Origin of the sequence: Cyclonatronum proteinivorum (assembly GCF_003353065.1) — a bacterium.
Taxonomy (GTDB): domain Bacteria; phylum Bacteroidota; class Rhodothermia; order Balneolales; family Cyclonatronaceae; genus Cyclonatronum; species Cyclonatronum proteinivorum.
Window position 1 is genome coordinate 2934424 of the sequence record NZ_CP027806.1, and the last position, 17527, is coordinate 2951950.

Here is a 17527-nt window from a genome sequence, read left to right on the forward strand (position 1 = left end):
GGGTCGGTATGATTTAGTCGTTGGACGCGACCTTTTTATCGGTCCCGGCCTGTTCTTTTTTCAAACGCTGCGTACGTTTGAAGTTTTTGCGCTGATCATCCCAGCGGCGGTAGATTGCAATAGAGAAACCAAACATGAGCAGGAATGTTCCGAGCCAAACGACAGAAACCAGCGGCTTGCGTTCGATGGCAACAATAATCCACTCATCTTCGATGAGCTCTTCTATGCCCACAAGGCGGAAGTGCGCTTCATCGGTTCGCGTGTCAATGGTTTCAAAAACCACTTCAAAGTTGAAGTCTTCGAGCTCTACGGCCGGGCTAAGTACGGAGTTAATCCCGTCTTCAAAAAGAATGGCGTATTTGGGCTCAACGGTCATTTGCTGACGCGTCTGAAGGTTGGTGATCTCCAAACGGGCCCGCACGCCTACGATGGCATTCTCAGGCAGCTCCGATTCTGACATATTAATAAATCGCTCAAACCGCACGCTGTACTGTCCGAGCTGACGGGTAGAGCCGGGGGCAAGACGAATCAGGTTGTCAATATCACTCTGCAGAGACTGTTCGTAGCCGTTCATAAGGATGTCGGCCACCGCCTGAAAGGTCGTTTGGTGCTCAATCCGGTTGTTTTCCCGCTCTACGAGCGAAGAGCCGGAGACATACACGTAAATATCACGCAGCAATCCCATACGCACTTCTGGATCAACCGTCCAGCTCATGTTACCGGCTGACGAGTTTGCAATCATCGGATAAACGACCGGATTTACCGTGAAGGTTCTGCCATTGCGCAGGTCCTTGAACTCAATGCGGTAGCGCTGTTCGCCGGGACGGTTGTCGTGCGTAATATCGGCGTGTGTAAAGGTCACATCGTAGCGGTCACCTACACGCTTGGGCACGTTGATGTCAAGCTTCATCACATCCATCGTTTGGTAAACGCGGAAGCCGTCTTCATCATAAATTTCGCCGCGCTCAACGGCAGCATTGTAGTTGATGGTCGACCGGTCAAGCAGTGGCGTATCGTAGGCCGCGCCAAGGAAGCCAATCAGCAAAACGGCAAATCCAATGTGTGTTACAGAACCGCCAATCATTTTGGGGTGAAGCTTCACAAGCTTGAACATGATCATGCCATTGCCCACGATAGCGAATACAGCTGCAAACAGATAGACCATATACAGGATGTTGGTCACGCCGGACACCACAATAAGCGCTACGGTGATCACAGAAGCCGACACCGTTGGCGTAATCAGCACCCCTGCAAAGCTCTCGGTATCTTTAAATTTGTTCCACCACAGGTACTGCGTGAGCACGGTCAGGAATGCGATGGCTATGGCAAAGGGAAGCGTCCAGTCGTTGTAGAACTGCGGCTGCGGCGGGGTTGGGTTGGCCACAAACAGGCGTCCGATAATGGGCGCGCTTGTTCCGAGAATAATAACCAGGGAAACGAGCAGCAGCGTCATCGCACCGGAAAACATGAAAAATTCCCTTGAGAAAAACGGCGTTTCATTTTTCGGGGATGGAAGCTCACGCATGCGCAGCAGGTACAGAATCAGCCCGCAAAGGGATACTGCCAGAATGAAAAACAGCAGCTGATTGTAAAGCCCGAGATCAACAAAGCTGTGTACGGAAGAGTCACCCAAAATACCGGAACGCGTCAGGAAGGTCTGATAGACAATGGTGACGTAAGCGAGAATCGCAAAGATGATAGACGCTTTGTGCGCGATCTTGCTGCGCTTCTGAATAAGCATGGTGTGAATGCCCGCTGTTCCGAGAATCCACGGCACAAGCGACGCATTCTCAACGGGGTCCCAGGCCCAGTAGCCGCCAAAGCTTAGGGTTTCGTACGCCCAGTAGCCGCCCAGGAAAATAGCAACGAGCAGGCAAAGGTTGGCACCCAGGGTCCAGGGAAAGGCCGGATAAATCCACTCGTGATATTTGCGTTTCCACAGCGAAGCCAGCGCGTAGGCAAACGGAATGGCCATCATGGCAAAGCCCAGGAAGATGATGGGCGGGTGAATGATAATCCACGGACTGCGCAGCAGGTCATTGAGTCCGCTGCCTTCAGCCGGGATAAATGCGGGATTATTGATGAATACCGGCAGATGGGCAAACTCTGTGGCAGTAAGCCGGAACGGGGACGCGCCTATGTGCACGCCAAAAACCGTCACCCCAATAATCATGGAAGTCAGGAAAACATGCGTCAGGGTCATGAAAAACATAACCGGCGCACGATAGGTGTCGCTTGTCCATCGGATGAGTCCCAGGCCTACCAAAAATGAAGAAAGGATCCACAGCATGAAGCTTCCTTCCTGCCCGCTGTAGAAAGCGGCCCAGAGATAGGCGTTGCTCAGATCTGAGCTTGTGTAATTGTACACATAAAAGTACTGAAACTGATTGGTCAGCAGCAGATAGACCAGCAGAGCGGAGCCCAAAAACATCATGGCCCCGTGAAAGCCAAAAAGCAGGTGCGCGGTGCGCTCTAATGATTTATTCTCTTTTTGTGCAGCAAAAAAATAAAAAACAAAGGCCCCCAAAGAGGCCAGAAAAGCAAAAATAACGGATAATGATCCGATTGTTCCAATCATGAGTTACAGCTAATACTTAGGGTGACAGTCGGTTACTATTTGTTGAATTAACCCTACAGGTTAACCATTTCGAGATTTGACGCGTCATTATATTTGGACGGGCATTTAACCAGCATGTCATCACTGAGCATTACGCCATTTCTCATTTTGCCTACGACGACCAGGCTTTCCGCGTCTTCGAAATTGTTGGGCTTTGGCTTGTTGTAGCTTACCCGGCGTACCTGTCCGTAGTTGTCTTCCATATAAAAATTGAAGACCATACGCTGATTGTCGAATCCATGCGGCTTGTCGGGTACCCAGGTACCGATAACATGTACGCGGTTACCTGAAAGCTCTGCGTCTTCAAATCCGACGTAGCTTCCAAGACTGTTTCCAAAATTCCACATCAAAAGGGATGTAAAAAGGACAATTGCAACGGTTCCGATAATAACTCTGGGTTTCATAGGCTGTGAAATGTTAGTTGATACAAATAAAATCTTTGCTGTTTGAAGGATACCCGGCCAAAAGCGGGTTAATTATGATTTTTCCGAAGCGTCAGTGTTAGGTGCTGACGCTGATATTTTTTGTTCCAGCTCATCAATCTTACGATCAACACGAACCAGATAGTAGGCTAACACGAACCAAATAATGAGTGTTACTGACAATACCACAAATATAAGGTCATTTGATGACATTATTTGAATAAACATATTTGCTTCTGTAGCGGTATCCGCACCGGCCCAGTTTTGATAAACAGGATCAGCCAGTGAATCAGCTGCGGAGTACACGATGATATCGTTCATGAACCTTAACTTAAAAAGAGAGATGGTTTTAAAGGTCGGTGTTTCTTGTTTCTAAAGTCAGTACGGCTTTTCGGTAGCGGTAGCGAAGATTGGTCATCCAGTAGGCAAGTGCGAAGAATCCCAAAATTGCCGGGTAAAAAACGATACGCAGCTCAATCGCGGTAAACTCACTAAAGGCAGGATTGCCGTCGGCTCCGGGGTGAAGACTCGGGAGCTGACGCGGAATGACGTACATCAGGAATGGGATGGTCGAAGCAGCAAAGATGTTGTACACCGCAGAAAGCCGTGCGCGCAGCTGCGGATCATCGAAAGAAGAGCGTAGGATGAAATAGGCCACATAAATCAGCAGCGCGATGGCAGACAGATTCATTTTGGGTTCCGCAAATGTCCACCAGGCTCCCCAGGTAAACCGCGCCCAAACCATTCCGGTGAGCAGTCCGCAAATACCAAAAACAACCCCAATAGCGGAAGCCGATTCCGCTTTGAGATCGTCACCGGGATTTTCTGACCAGAGATAACGAATACTGTACACCATACCGGCTGCGAAAGCCGCAAACATGGTAAACCACATGGGTACATGAAAAATCAGGTTACGCGCGGTTTCTTCCAAAATGGCGATCTGTGGTATGTTTACGAGAAACGCAGCTGCAATCACAACTGTTAACCACGTCAGTACCAAGTACTTCCAGAGCTTCAAATGAAATCGGGATATTCGTTCTTATTTATTTCATGCATTCTAATGAATATATGTGAAACTAAAGTGAAACTGAAGCCCATACTGTTTGGATTCAGATTGTTGCTATACCCGTACACTGAAGCTTTCCAATCCACTATTCCTGCCGAAAAAAATCACCTAAAGTATTATTCTTTCTATGAGCGCTGAAAAGGCTGTCAGATACAAAACCCATCGCAACTATTATCACCGAGAATTTCGAAAAGCTGCCTGGCAAACCTTGCTTTTCGGGTACGGCTTCTTTCAGATTCGTAAGCTGAACAAACAGCTTGAATCAACTTCTTACGATGTCTTTAATGACAGAATTGTGATGAAGGACCCCGCGCAAAACGTGGACACAACCATCGAAATAAAAGATTTGACGTCTGTAAAGTGCATTCATCAGCCGGGTCACAGTAAGTTTGGTATAGCCGATCTTGCGCTTACGACCTCAACAGAGACCGTCACAATGAGGGGTATCGAAAATGCGGATCAGCTTGAAGATGTGCTTATCATTGCCATCGAAAAAGAAAAGCGCCGCAAAGCCATGCAGGAGCGGGCAAAAGGCGACTACAACCATTTCCGCGTTGGCGGACTCGAGAACATGAATGATCTTGTAGGGATGTGGCAGCAAGGACTCATCTCAGATGAAGATTTTGAAGCGGAGCAGCGCAAAAATAAGAACAAGCCTGTTTAGCCCTTTGGATTGGCGATCCCGCTTCTCTGTTCAGCCTGCATTAGAAATCCTGTGCAGAACTTCTCTGTATTAAGCGTTGAGTCATAATTCATTTTGAAGGGTAACACAATTTGTGCTTATGAACCGGCCCTGATTAACCCGTAATCACTGATCCCGGTAACGCCAATCGCCCATCGCTACCCCTTCCCTGTACTGCCGAATCCCCCTTGCCCCCTTTCGGTAGCGCTTAATTCATCCCACTCTTCAAACAACACCTTCACAACAGGTGACACAATGAGCTGCGCAATGCGGTCGCCGTGATTAAGCTGTACCGTTTCCTTTCCGTGATTGATGAGCAGTACTCCGATTTCACCACGGTAATCAGCGTCAATCGTACCGGGACTGTTGAGGACCGTAATGCCGTGCCTGAAAGCAAGGCCGCTTCGGGGGCGTACCTGTGCTTCAAACCCTTCAGGAAGTGCAATAGCGAAACCGGTGGGAATGAGCTGATATTCCCCCGGCTCAAGTGTGAAGGGGCCGCCGCATGCGCGCAAATCGGCGCCGGCTGCAAAGGCTGACTCATAAGCCGGCGCACTCTGATCAGGATTGTGGGGCAGCCGCTTGAGCTGCACCTGCACGGCATGTTTCGAATTACTTTGCATGTGCTATGAACTCCTTTCATTTTTGTGATAGTCTTTCAGGCGTATCCGGACGTTTCCTATCCAAACCGAAACCCGCGCTTCAATAGGCAAACGCCATGTTCCGGTATCATACCGGGACTCAAACTTCCCGCTAAACCCAAAAGGGCCATCGATGGAGGCGTCACCAAAGCTTAGATAAACATCCCGCATTTCATTGCCCAGGGCTTCCGAGCGAATGCGGTCTCTTTCTGTGGTGCTGCGGATATTTACGTAGGCCACTTCTTCATCAATAAATATGGGATAATTGATTTCGGTATCCATGCCGGCATGATTCCGACCCACATAGAACAAAGCGGGTCCGCCATCGAGCAGACCTGGCAGTTCAAGGGTATCGGCAGGGGTATCGTACTTTTCTACGACAATATGCCCCCGTTCATAATCAAAATGATAGGCATATTCCGGAAAACGCTCCCTGTGAACATTATCAACCCAAAACTTATGTGCCCAAACCGTGCTGTCATTTTGGGCGAGCAGGGAGTGATACTCATACCTGCGGCTTCCCATCAGCGGAATACCGGAATTGGACTGAATGGTAGCTGTTGTGTGAAGGAGCTTTTTCCCGTCAATGAGGGTATCCCTTGCACTCACATAAACATTACCGAGACGCATGAAGCCATAGCGTACTTCATAGGTAAACTGTTCACGGGCTTCAAACATAGATGAAAGTTCGGGAGCCGGCTCTGTATCCGCATAGTGAAGGGAAAGCGCTGTTGCCCCTATGCCGGCAAACAGCAAAAGCAGCAGAAGTACTGTTTTGACTGAAAAATCACGCATATTCTTCGATGAATCCCGCCAGGGCGTCTTCATCAAAACCAACCATGGCTGCGTCTCCGGCAAGCACCAGCGGACGCTTAATCATATTTTGATTTTCCAGCAGAATTTCGGCCAGCTCCTGATCCGTTATGTCTTTTCCGGCAAGTCCAAGCTTGCGCCACATCATCCCCCGCTTATTCATAAGCGTATCAATGCCTACTTTTGACAGTGCGTCTTCCAGCTCTTCTTCGCTGAGCGGGCTCTTTTTGACATCTCTGAATGTGTAAGGCGTTTCTCTCTCATCCAGCCAGCTGAGCGTTTTTTTGATGGTACTGCAATTCTTAATTCCTACGATTGTGAGCATGTGTATTCGGTTAAAATTCTGTATTCAGTGGGCAAAGCGCAGCTTCACAAACTTGAGCTGCAGACTGCAGGCCTAAGGTAAAAAATATCCGGCAGCTTCCGGACGGGTATTTTCGCAATACAGGCGTGCATGCAGCGCCCAACGTCTCAGAATGGGTATGCGTATGATACCACAAAAAAGACGGGGCGGTAACATTTCTTGCGAAATCTTATATTCTAAGCTGTATCTTATATTTACATCCAGATTTTCTTCCCAATTTTTACTCCTGATGAGATTTTCCAAGTATCTGATCCTGTTTGCCCTTTCCGCACTTCTCGCCCTAAACAGCGCCTGCAGCTCCACCGACGACGCGCAGCGTGATTTCGAGCGCGAAGCTTTTCGAACCCCTTCCGGTATTACGGAAACAGACGGCAGCGGCAACATCATTAGTACGGATGAAGACGACTGGCGCATTGGGCCGCTCTTTGCGGGATTCGTTGAAGTACAGCAGCCCGCCTTCCCCAATCCCACAACCGGTCAGATCCTTTCTATTGAATTGCTTGTAACAGGTTTGGGAGCCGTAAACGGACTTGACGTGATGACGCTCGACGACCGTAATTTCTTCAAACGTCTTTTCTTTGATGAAAGAACGCCGCTTCCGGTAGGATTCACCCAAATCACCATCAACCCGGTTCAGTTTGCCCCCGGTGGCAGCGGAACCATATCCGGCGCCCGCGGACTCCACAGGGTTTTCATATTTGACGGACGCGAAAATCTCATTACTTACGGTGATATCCGGGTCGAATAGTCCTGATCCGACCGTGCAAATACACCGGAAAATCATCCGGATTTATCTTACAACAAACAATCACAGATGAAAAAAGCGACCCCTTCACAAAAGAAAGTACTCAGTCAGCTTATTTTTATAGAAAGCTTTAATACTTTGATGAGTGAAACCGGTCTGCAGCGAGGTGAGCTGCGGGATGATCTGATTCAGCTCATCAACGCAGATTTTATACATGTTTTTGAGCCTGCCACCTTCAGGCAGGTTTACGCTTATGATTCAGACCGCCTTGACTTATTTTGCTTTCGGGCCACAAGCAGAGGGCTCGCACAGCGATAGCGGCGGAACCATCTCCAACCCATCAATTATCAGCATTCCATGATTATAGAAACGACCATCAACAAACAATCCCGTACGGTTGAAATACTGGATTCAGGCGACAAAGCCATTATTGACGGAAAAACACATCCCTTCAGTTTCGAACGACTCGACGCAACCCGCTATATTTTGCGTCTCGGATATCAGACGCACATCATCAGCAACATCACCAAAAACGATAATCAGCTCGAGTATACGGTCGATGGCAACTGGCATACGGCCGCTGTAAAAGATGAGCAAATGATGTTGCTCGACCGCATGGGCTTTAAAGTAGGCGGCAGCGCCAGTGAAGGCATTCTGAAAGCACCTATGCCGGGTAAAATCGTGGATATTCTGGTCAAAGAAGGCGAGACCGTTTCCGAAGGGCAGCCTGTTGTGATTCTGGAAGCCATGAAGATGGAGAACGAGCTCAAGTCACCGTCCGAAGGTCGCGTGAAAAGCATTAGCGCGGCTCCCGGTCAATCGGTTGAAAAAAACGGCGTACTTCTGGAGATCGAGCCCCTTGGATAAATTTGTGATTGAGGGCGGCGTACCGCTGAAGGGTGAAATCCGAATCAGTGGTTCAAAAAATGCCGCCCTTCCGCTTATGGCCGCCGCTTTACTTGCCGACGGGAAAACGACCCTGCGAAACATACCGGCCCTGCACGATATTCTTACCTTTAATAATGTGATGCGTGTTACGGGGGCACGGGTTGAATTCGAGGCCGCTTCTGAAACCCTGACCATCGATCCGGAGAATATTTACTATCCGGAGGCGCCGTACGAACTCGTGCGTAAAATGCGCGCTTCCTTTTATATGCTCGGTGCTTTACTTGGCCGTGGCGGATACGCGCGGGTTTCCCTGCCGGGCGGATGTGCCTGGGGGCCCCGGCCGGTTGACCTGCACCTTGAGGGTATGAAAGCCTTCGGGGCAAACATCCGGCTGGAAGAAGGGTATGTCGTTGCCGAACTGCCGGAAAAAGCGAACGGACTCAGCGGAGGGCAGTACAAACTGAGCCCTTCGAGCGTAGGCGCGACGGTCAACTTGTTGCTTGCTACCGTGAAAGGTACCGCAACTGCCGTTATTGAAAATGCGGCCAAAGAGCCTGATGTGGTACAGCTGTGTCATTTTCTTACCCAAATGGGAGCAAACATTGATGGAATCGGCACGTCCACCCTGCGCATTCAGGGCGTAAGCAGCCTGAAAGGCGTAACCTTTGACAATGCCCCTGACCGCATTGAAACGGGTACCTTCATGATTCTCGCGGCAATGCACCCTGAATCGCAGCTCACGCTCACCAATACGGCCCCCGACGACCTTGGCTTTTTCACCGACTGGTTCAGGAAAACCGGGGCAGAAATTACCATTGAAGGCAGCAGCATTCACCTTAAGGCCCCCCAAACCATTCAGCCGGTCTCCGTTATCACCGAAATCTACCCGGGCTTCCCGACCGACCTGCAGGCACAGTGGGCAACACTGATGACGCAGGCCGAAGGCGAGTCGCATGTTACGGATACCATCTACCCGGACCGTTTCAGCTATGTGCCCGAACTTGCGCGACTTGGCGCAAACATCAAAGTGCGCAACAACACCGCTGTGATTAAAGGCAAAACACCGCTGAGCGGTACTTCCATCATGAGCACCGACCTTCGGGCAAGCGTAAGCCTTGTGATGGCGGCTATGTGCGCAAGCGGACGCTCAGAAGTCCTGCGGGTCTATCATCTCGACCGCGGATACGCAAGGCTGGAAGAAAAACTCAATCAGGCAGGTGCCCGCATTACGCGTGTAAACGGCGATGTTGAAGAAGCCTGATTCCTGATTCTTCCGTTTAAAATACTGTGATTGGACTGTTTACTAAAGACAGCTATATCCCGTATATTAAAGAATGAATTTTCTTTTCCTGACATTTTGCTGCCTGATTATCGTGTGCACAGCCGCTGTTTTGCGGTCTGTGAGCATGCGCTTTCATGCAGCAGCTGTCACTACCGGTCAGCATTTAACATCCTGCAGAACAGCTGTTCAGGATGTTCCTACAAACCCAACCCGGCTGCCGGAAACCAAAGGCTATCGTTTCAAAACGTTTGCAGATACCCTTTGTAAAAGCGATTCCAAACCTTGTAATACGCTTTATTTTAACAGAAATTTGTACAAAGCGGGTAACGCTTCCCTGTTCAGCCCTGAAAGCTTCACAAAAAACTATTTCTCTTCATTTTTTTCTGGTTCTTTGAAACTTCAGTGTTCAGCTTATGCACCTGACAGGTGTACCGTTCTCCGCTTTAAGCATGCGGATTTAATTTTTAATGGACAATCAAATAGTAATACATGCAGCGGGTTCGCAGAAGCGGATTGCGCTCATCGAAAATGGTGAATTAGCCCAATTTTTTATTGAATCACCTGAGAACCGACGTTCTGTTGGTGATATTTATCTCGCACAGGTCCACAAAGTGATGAGCGGCATTCGTGCCAGCTTCATCGACCTGAGCACCCCCAAAGACGGCTTCCTGCACTACTCCGATCTCGGAGAGCACCTTGAAGCCTATCTTTCCATGCTGAACGGTCGTGACAGCATACCAAAAAAAGCCAGCGAAGAATTGCTGCAGTTCCGGCAGCTGATGGCCAAGAATGAAGTCAAAAATATGACTTCTAAAGATCAGACCATGCACGAGCAGAATCTACTCGGTGCGCTGTTGAAGCCGGGTCAGAAGGTGATGGTGCAGGTCGTTAAAGAGCCTATCGGCAGCAAAGGACCGCGTGTTTCAACCGATATCACCCTTGCCGGTCGTTTTCTGGTTCTCATCCCCTTTGGTGACTATGTAGCCGTATCAAAAAGAATCCGCTCCTACAAGGAAAGAAGACGGCTGAAAGGGATCATCAGCGAAATGCTGCCCAACGGCTTTGGCGTGATTGTACGCACGGTTGCAGAAGGTCAGGCTGATGATGTACTTCGGGAAGACCTGAAAGATTTGCACGACAAGTGGGTGAATATGCAGGAAAAGCTGAAGACAGCCAAACCCACTGCCTTGCTGCACCGCGACCTTGACATGACCGAGAGCCTGATTCGGGATTTGTTCTCCAAAAATTACGAGCGGATTCTCGTTGATGATACCGAGACCTTTAAGTCTATTAAAGGCTACATCGGCAGGGTCGCGCCGTCCATGGTGAAAAACGTGGAACAGTACAAAGGCAGGGATCACGTTTTCGATCACATGAACATCTCCCGGGATGTCAATTCCATTTTCAGTCCAAGGGTGAAAATGCCCAGCGGCGGATACCTGATTTTTGAGCAGACCGAAGCCATGTATGTAGTTGATGTGAACTCAGGACGCTATGCCGCCAAGAAAGCACAGGAAGACAATTCCCTGAAAACCAATCTCGAAGCAGCCCGCGAAATTGCCAAACAGCTGCGGCTCAGGGATATCGGGGGAATCATTGTCGTTGATTTTATCGATTTGCAGCAGGACGCCAATCGGAAAAAGATTTACGACGAAATCAAAAAAGAATTCAAGAAAGACCGGGCCAAAACCAATATCCTGCCGATGTCCGATTTTGGACTCATGCAGATCACACGACAGCGGATTCGTCCGAGTGTTGTGAAATCAGTCTCCAAGGTTTGCCCGATGTGCGGGGGCAGCGGCAGTATTGTTTCCGAAAGCACCCTCCTCTCCGACATTGAAGCATGGCTCAGCAAGTTCAGCAACAGCTATTCGTACCGCTCGGTTGATCTGTATGTGAATCCGTTCTTCCACTCGGTATTGTTACAGGGCGTAATCAGCACCCGCGTAAAATGGATGTTCAAATTCTTCCGACGGATTACCATTCTGCCGGATGAAACCATTTCCCTGAATGATTTCAAGGCGACCCTGCACGGCTCTGAATTTGATATTCATGAGACGGTATCCAATGGTGATTCCATCGAAGAAGCCATCAAAGAAAACGAGAAAAACCTCGCCGAACTTGAGAGCGGCGGACGCAAAAACACCGATCTCCTCGATATTTACAAGAAAAACGGGCGCAAGAACGGCAATGAGACCAACGGTCAGCAGCGCCGCTCCCCGAATCGTGATGACGCGCAGGGCAGCCGCAATGATGGTCGCAGCGGATCAGCAAACCGCCGTTCAGGCTCTCAAAATCAGAATCAGAACCAGTCGCAGTCGCAGGACGACGGGCAGGAACGCGGCCGCAAGCGCCCCGCAGCCGTCAGAATTACGCCTCAGGGCCGGTCTAACAACAAGCTTAAATCGAAGTACTACAAATCCGGCGGCGATGATGATACCAAGGGTTATTCCGATAATGATAGTCAGCAGCGCTCTAACCGGAATACTTCTTCCGGGTCGCAGCAGCAGGCGGACTCCAAGCCGCAGAAGCCGGACGCGCCCGAAGTAGCGAAGGCACACGCCAAAGAAGAAGTGCCCAATGCCCTTGATGTCGCAAAAGCACACGCAAAGGAAGATGTACCCAACGCACTTGATATAGCAAAAGCACACGCCCGCAAAGTGCAGCGCGAAGAAACATCCGAAGAGAAAAAGGACGCGGTATCCCAATCCGACAGTTCCACTGATCAAACCGGCCCTGCCGCAGGGGATGGCGCAACGGTGCAAACCAAGGATGAGTCCGCACAAACGACCGCTTCAGACAGCAAACAGGCTGAAACTGAAAGCCGTCAGGCGGATTCCACTGCCGATAAACAGCAGACGCCTGAAACAGATGAAGCACAGGAAACCAAGCCGGCTCAGGGACGTGAGCAAGCAGGTCAACCCGCTGCGGAATCAGCTGAACAGGCAAGCTCAGACACCAAATATGATGAAGACGCTGCCGGCTCCGATGGTGCAAAGCCCAAGCTCAAGGCGCCCAAAAGAGTGAAGCGTGCCCCCCGCGCCGGCGGTAAAAAGGTGATGGCGAAACCGCCTAAAACCAAAAAGTCGGGCGACAACAAAGAAGACAGCCCGGAAGCTGACGCGGAGAAGACTTCCAATGAACAGCCGCCAAAAGGCAAAACCGTCAAGACTTCACTCAGTGACGCGAAAGCCGCCAAGTTGCGTGAAATGGACGAACTGAAGGCAAAGCTTTCTGAAGAAACCTTTCGCAAGCCCGCAGCAGTGAGCGCACAGGACGACAAAAAAACGACGGTTGTCACGAAAACGGTAACACCCCGCAAACCGGCAGCGGCAGACAAACCCGCTAAGGGTGCAAAGTCCGAAGTGTCCAAAGCTACCCCTGATACTGATTCAGCTTCGGCGGCTTCACCTGCCCCTAAAGACAGTCAGGACCCCTCCGCACCGCCAACGGAAAAGGCAGAAGATCGCGACAATTAGGAACCTTTAAGCCCGTAATTTAACCAAAAGCTGCAAATGGCACGACCTTTGCAGCTTTTGTGCTTTCAATCAACCGGACTTCATAACCCGCATACCCACGAATTAAACCCTATGCATATTCATGCCACCACCGTAATCGGTGTGATCCATAACGGCAAAGCCGCAATCTGCGGCGACGGTCAGGCAACCCTTGACAAAACAGTACTTAAATCAACCGTCCAGAAAGTTAGAAGTCTGCACAACGGCAAAATACTTGCCGGATTTGCCGGCTCTACGGCAGACGCCTTCACCCTTTTTGAAAAATTCGAAGAGAAACTCAATCAATACAGCGGACAGTTTGAACGGGCTGCCATTGAGCTCGCCCGGGAATGGCGCACAGATCAGTATCTGCGCAAGCTCGAAGCCCTACTGATCGTGCTCAACAGCGAAAAGGGTCTCCTTATTTCTGGTCAGGGCGATGTTATCGAACCCGAAGACAATATTCTCACCATCGGCAGCGGCGGCTCATTTGCCCTAAGCGCGGCCCGGGTGTTAAAAAAGCACGCCCCTCAAATGAGTGCAAAACAAATCGCGGAAGAAGCCATTCGCACCGCTGCAGACATCGATATTTATACCAATCACAATTTAACGACCTTAGAAATTGGCTGAATCAACGAAACTCCAGGCACATAAACTCGATCACCTCACGCCCCAACAAATTGTTGCTTCCCTTGATCAGTTCATCATCGGACAAAAAGCAGCAAAGAAAAGCGTAGCCATCGCCCTCAGAAACCGCTGGCGCCGCATGAATGCCGGGGACAGCATACGCGATGAGATCCTTCCGAACAACATCATCCTGATCGGTCCTACAGGGGTAGGAAAAACAGAAATCGCGCGCCGGCTTGCCAAACTCGCGCGGGCACCCTTCATCAAAGTAGAAGCCACCAAGTTTACCGAAGTCGGCTACGTTGGCCGGGATGTGGAATCCATGATCCGCGATCTTACCGAAATCAGCATTGGGATTGTGAAGCAGGAAATGCGTGATAACGTAAAGCCACGGGCTGAAGAAATGGTTGAAGAACGCATTCTTGACATCCTCATCCCGCCGCTTTCCAAAAAGCGCAGCACAAACAACTACAACAAAAGCACAACCGCAGGGCAGGAAGTCGGCTTTAACGCTGCCACGGCAAGTGATGAAGAACTCAATGAGCGCACCCGCGAGAAGTTTCGGCAGAAGCTTGCCAACGGAGAACTTGAAGAGCGCGAAATAGAGCTTCACGTAAAAGCAAGCAGCGGCTCAACCATGCAAATTTTTGGTCCGCAGGGCATGGAAGAAATGGGGATGAACCTGCAGGATATGCTGGGCAACCTCATGCCTCAGAAAACCAAAAAGCGGAAAATGAAAATCAAAAATGCGCGGCAGCACCTGTTTCAGGAAGAAGCCGAAAAGCTCATCGACCATGAGTCGGCGGTTCAGATCGCGCTCGACCGCGTGCAGAGCACCGGCATTGTCTTTTTGGATGAAATCGACAAAATAGCGGGCAACTCATCCAAATCCGGCGGACCCGATGTGTCGAGACAGGGTGTACAGCGCGACCTTCTTCCTATTGTTGAAGGCTCTACCGTTACCACCAAATACGGCATGGTAAAGACCGATCACATCCTGTTCATTGCCTCCGGTGCTTTCAACGTCGCCAAACCCAGCGACCTCATTCCGGAACTGCAGGGACGCTTCCCCATTCGTGTAGAAATGGATTCCCTCACCGAAGAAGATTTCTACCAAATCCTGACGACGCCCAAAAATGCGCTCACCATTCAGTATCAGGCCATGATGAAATCCGAAGGCATAGACCTGACGTTCACGGACGAAGCCCTGCGCGAAATTGCAAAAATTGCGGCCAACGTAAACCACGATGTTGAAAACATTGGTGCGCGCAGGCTGCACACCATCCTTTCAACCGTGCTCGAAGAACTCCTCTACGCCGTCCCGGACGACATCAGCGAAGGTACCATCCATATCGACCGCGATTATGTCAGCAAACAGCTCGATCAGATCGTTACGGACAAAGACCTCAGTCAGTTTATCCTGTAAACACAGCACAGGCACTATAAAAACGGCTCAGCGTACCAACTGAGCCGTTTTTTGTATATGGGGCAAAAAAACTTTCCACACGGCTGTTTTCCTGTTGCCTGATTCTTTTTATATGAAACGAACAACAAAGCCGTTACCGTTAAAATTGACATCACCCTTGATATTTGCCTGATGAATTCTCACATTAAGCAAATTCAGCCCATACCTATCAAAGCAGTTCTAACATATTTCAATGATTAAAAGATTTTTCGCGTCCGGTCTGACAGGTTTAGTATTGCTCTCAGCTTTATGGCTCTTTGGTTTCGATAAAGTTTTTGTAGGCAATGAAACCAATCACGAACACAACCTTCAAAAATACATTCAGACGCAGCGTTGGATTTTAAACAACTACGTGGATGAAGTTGAAGCCAACGTCCTGTTTAAAGACAGCATGCGCGGCATGGTCAGCAACATCGGCGACTCCACTTTCAGCATTGCCGGCACCCCTATCGATACGACCTTTGCCGACCTTCGCGTAAACGACATCCGCGAATCAGCGGTACGGTTTGAGCGCGCCTACACTTTCATCAATCAGAACTTCCCTGATCTTGATATGAATGAGATGACAGAGCACGCACTTCGCGGGATGTTCACCTCCCTCGATCCGTACACCGACTATATTGATCCGCAACAATCAGACCGGGTGCGTGAAAACTTCGCCGGACGCTTTCAGGGTATTGGCGTTCAATTTGACATCATCGCAGACAGCATTACCGTCATATCAGCCATTTCCGGCGGACCAAGTGACGTTCTCGGGATTCGCTCGGGTGACCGCATTGTTTCCATCGACGACGAAAACGCGGTTGGCTTTTCTCAGGAAGACGTTCTCAGCTCACTGCGCGGCCCCAAAGGCTCCGTTGTTCGCGTTGGAATTGTGCGCCCCGGAAGCCGCAACATCATGAACTTCAACATCACGCGCGATGACATCCCGCTGTTTACCGTTGACACCTCGTACAAACTCGATGAGCGTACCGGCTACATCAAAATCAACCGCTTTGCGCAAACGACCTTCGACGAATTCATGGAAGCCATGGAAGGCCTCAAAGCGCTCGGCATGGAACGTCTCGTCATTGATCTTCGCAACAACCCCGGCGGTTTCCTCGATCAGGCCGTACGCATTACCAGTGAGTTCTTCCCGCGCAACACCAAACTCGTAAGCACGCGCAGCCGCCATGCGAGATTTAGTCAGGAGTACAGAACCCGCACCAACGGACGCTTTCAGGAAATTCCGCTCATGGTGCTCATTAACGAAGGCTCTGCCTCCGGAAGCGAAATCCTGGCAGGAGCCATTCAGGATAACGACCGCGGCCTCATTGTCGGGCGGCGCACCTTCGGCAAAGGTCTCGTACAGCAACAGTACGAGCTTGTTGATCAAAGCTTCATCCGCGTTACCATCTCCCGCTACTACACGCCCTCCGGACGCCTCATTCAGAAGCCCTTCAATCAGGGCCGTGAAGAATACGCGCTCGAAATCCACACCCGCGACCGCGACGCAAGCACCGATGTAGCCAACTTCATCAGCAACCTGCCCGATTCCCTCGTGTATCAAACCCTTGCCGGTCGCACCGTATTCGGCGGCGGCGGTATCGTACCCGATCACATCATTCAGGCCGACACAACCCGAAGCTACGTGCTTGGGTTTATGCGCCAAAACAATGTCGGTTTTGAGTTTGTAAGGGGATTCCTCGATGAAGGCTACGATGATTTCCGCAGCGAATGGGGAGACGACTTCGATCGCTTCAGAGCCGATTTCAGCTGGTCAGCCGACCAAATGGATAACTTCTGGGACCGCATGTTCGAAGCCGGCCTCGTCCTCAGCGACACAACGGAAACGACTTTCTCAAAAGATGACAAACTGTTCATCAATCCCGATCTCGTAGAAGCTGACCGATGGATTCCGCCGGCAGCAACCAAAGCCGAACTCGCCCGCCAAATCTGGGGGCAGGCCGAATACTTCCCCGTATTCAACGATCTGTTCGACACAACGCTCCATCAGGCCATGGACCTCTGGTTCGAAGTTGAACAGCTCAAAGCCCTCGTACGAAACCTCAGTCAGGAAAGCCCGCAAGACGGCTGACCCGACAACAAATGACAATGACATCACAAAATCCCGCATAGCTTGCTGTGCGGGATTTTTTTTGTTCTCCGCCACGCAGGTCCAACATTAAACCCTGAGCGCAACTGCCCGGCATTTCCGGTCTTTATTTTTTTGGGGGAAACTCCGTGAACATCACGGTCTTTCGTGACAGATCAGGGCCTCCCAAGTCAAAGACAGGTCCCTTGCTTTTTTTTCCGCAGCACCGCCATCAGGGGAAACTGAAAAGTACCGGTCAAACTAAATTAAACCGGACTTTATACAGACAGCTGCGTCAGCTTTGGTTATATTTCAACCCCCATTCTTCAACTGACCCTTTCTGC

17 protein-coding genes are annotated in these 17527 nt (G+C 50.2%); 10 read left to right on the forward strand and 7 right to left on the reverse strand.

Annotated features, from left to right (window positions below; genetic code table 11):
* Positions 1-13: 13 nt before the first annotated feature.
* From CYPRO_RS11120 to ccsA, 4 genes are all read right to left on the reverse strand, one after another.
* Positions 14-2578 carry a heme lyase CcmF/NrfE family subunit gene (locus CYPRO_RS11120; protein ID WP_114984676.1) on the reverse strand — a complete coding sequence of 855 codons (2565 nt, stop codon included), beginning with the start codon at positions 2576-2578 and terminating at the stop codon, positions 14-16.
* A 53-nt stretch (positions 2579-2631) separates the two neighbouring features.
* Positions 2632-3021 carry a cytochrome c maturation protein CcmE domain-containing protein gene (locus CYPRO_RS11125; RefSeq protein WP_114984677.1) on the reverse strand — a complete coding sequence of 130 codons (390 nt, stop codon included), beginning with the start codon at positions 3019-3021 and terminating at the stop codon, positions 2632-2634.
* 72 nt (positions 3022-3093) lie between these two features.
* On the reverse strand, positions 3094-3360 hold the full coding sequence (locus CYPRO_RS11130) for a CcmD family protein (RefSeq protein WP_114984678.1): 267 nt from the start codon (positions 3358-3360) through the stop codon (positions 3094-3096).
* A 28-nt stretch (positions 3361-3388) separates the two neighbouring features.
* Entirely contained in the window at positions 3389-4039 is a 651-nt protein-coding gene (gene ccsA / locus CYPRO_RS11135) for a cytochrome c biogenesis protein CcsA (protein WP_240644739.1), read from the reverse strand.
* A gap of 193 nt (positions 4040-4232) precedes the next feature.
* Here ccsA and CYPRO_RS11140 point away from each other — a divergent pair, with 193 nt between their 5' ends.
* Complete coding sequence (locus CYPRO_RS11140; protein ID WP_114984679.1) at positions 4233-4769, forward strand: PH domain-containing protein; 537 nt, start codon at positions 4233-4235, stop codon at positions 4767-4769.
* Between the two features lie 176 nt (positions 4770-4945).
* Here the strand turns inward: CYPRO_RS11140 and dut are convergent, their stop codons facing one another.
* Genes dut through CYPRO_RS11155 form a run of 3 tightly spaced genes read right to left on the reverse strand, consistent with a single transcriptional unit; the run spans position 4946 to position 6566 of the window.
* Positions 4946-5410 (reverse strand): dUTP diphosphatase, encoded by a 465-nt coding sequence (gene dut / locus CYPRO_RS11145; RefSeq protein ID WP_114984680.1) that lies wholly within the window; start codon positions 5408-5410, stop codon positions 4946-4948.
* Positions 5411-5413: 3 nt separating this feature from the next.
* Positions 5414-6223: a hypothetical protein gene (locus CYPRO_RS11150; protein ID WP_114984681.1), complete on the reverse strand. Its 810-nt coding sequence runs from the start codon at positions 6221-6223 to the stop codon at positions 5414-5416.
* Positions 6216-6566 carry an arsenate reductase family protein gene (locus CYPRO_RS11155; protein WP_114984682.1) on the reverse strand — a complete coding sequence of 117 codons (351 nt, stop codon included), beginning with the start codon at positions 6564-6566 and terminating at the stop codon, positions 6216-6218. The genes CYPRO_RS11150 and CYPRO_RS11155 overlap by 8 nt, the downstream gene beginning before the upstream one ends.
* Positions 6567-6834: 268 nt before the next feature.
* On the opposite strand from CYPRO_RS11155, the gene CYPRO_RS11160 reads away from it, so the two are divergent.
* From CYPRO_RS11160 to CYPRO_RS11195, 9 genes are all read left to right on the forward strand, one after another.
* Positions 6835-7353, forward strand: coding sequence for a hypothetical protein (locus CYPRO_RS11160; protein ID WP_114984683.1), 519 nt, complete (start codon positions 6835-6837; stop codon positions 7351-7353).
* Between the two features lie 66 nt (positions 7354-7419).
* Complete coding sequence (locus CYPRO_RS11165; protein ID WP_114984684.1) at positions 7420-7668, forward strand: hypothetical protein; 249 nt, start codon at positions 7420-7422, stop codon at positions 7666-7668.
* A gap of 39 nt (positions 7669-7707) precedes the next feature.
* Positions 7708-8217: an acetyl-CoA carboxylase biotin carboxyl carrier protein subunit gene (locus CYPRO_RS11170; protein ID WP_114984685.1), complete on the forward strand. Its 510-nt coding sequence runs from the start codon at positions 7708-7710 to the stop codon at positions 8215-8217.
* Positions 8210-9499: a UDP-N-acetylglucosamine 1-carboxyvinyltransferase gene (gene murA, locus CYPRO_RS11175; RefSeq protein ID WP_114984686.1), complete on the forward strand. Its 1290-nt coding sequence runs from the start codon at positions 8210-8212 to the stop codon at positions 9497-9499. Before CYPRO_RS11170 ends, murA begins: the two co-directional genes overlap by 8 nt.
* A gap of 73 nt (positions 9500-9572) precedes the next feature.
* Complete coding sequence (locus CYPRO_RS16575; protein ID WP_164682725.1) at positions 9573-10055, forward strand: hypothetical protein; 483 nt, start codon at positions 9573-9575, stop codon at positions 10053-10055.
* Positions 9988-12999, forward strand: a complete 3012-nt coding sequence (locus tag CYPRO_RS11180; protein WP_114984687.1) for an Rne/Rng family ribonuclease — start codon at positions 9988-9990, stop codon at positions 12997-12999. Before CYPRO_RS16575 ends, CYPRO_RS11180 begins: the two co-directional genes overlap by 68 nt.
* 111 nt (positions 13000-13110) lie before the next feature.
* Positions 13111-13647 carry an ATP-dependent protease subunit HslV gene (gene hslV / locus CYPRO_RS11185; protein ID WP_114984688.1) on the forward strand — a complete coding sequence of 179 codons (537 nt, stop codon included), beginning with the start codon at positions 13111-13113 and terminating at the stop codon, positions 13645-13647.
* Entirely contained in the window at positions 13640-15070 is a 1431-nt protein-coding gene (gene hslU, locus CYPRO_RS11190) for an ATP-dependent protease ATPase subunit HslU (RefSeq protein ID WP_114984689.1), read from the forward strand. The genes hslV and hslU overlap by 8 nt, the downstream gene beginning before the upstream one ends.
* A 232-nt stretch (positions 15071-15302) precedes the next feature.
* Positions 15303-17186, forward strand: a complete 1884-nt coding sequence (locus tag CYPRO_RS11195) for a S41 family peptidase (protein WP_114984690.1) — start codon at positions 15303-15305, stop codon at positions 17184-17186.
* The last annotated feature ends 341 nt before the right edge of the window (positions 17187-17527 follow it).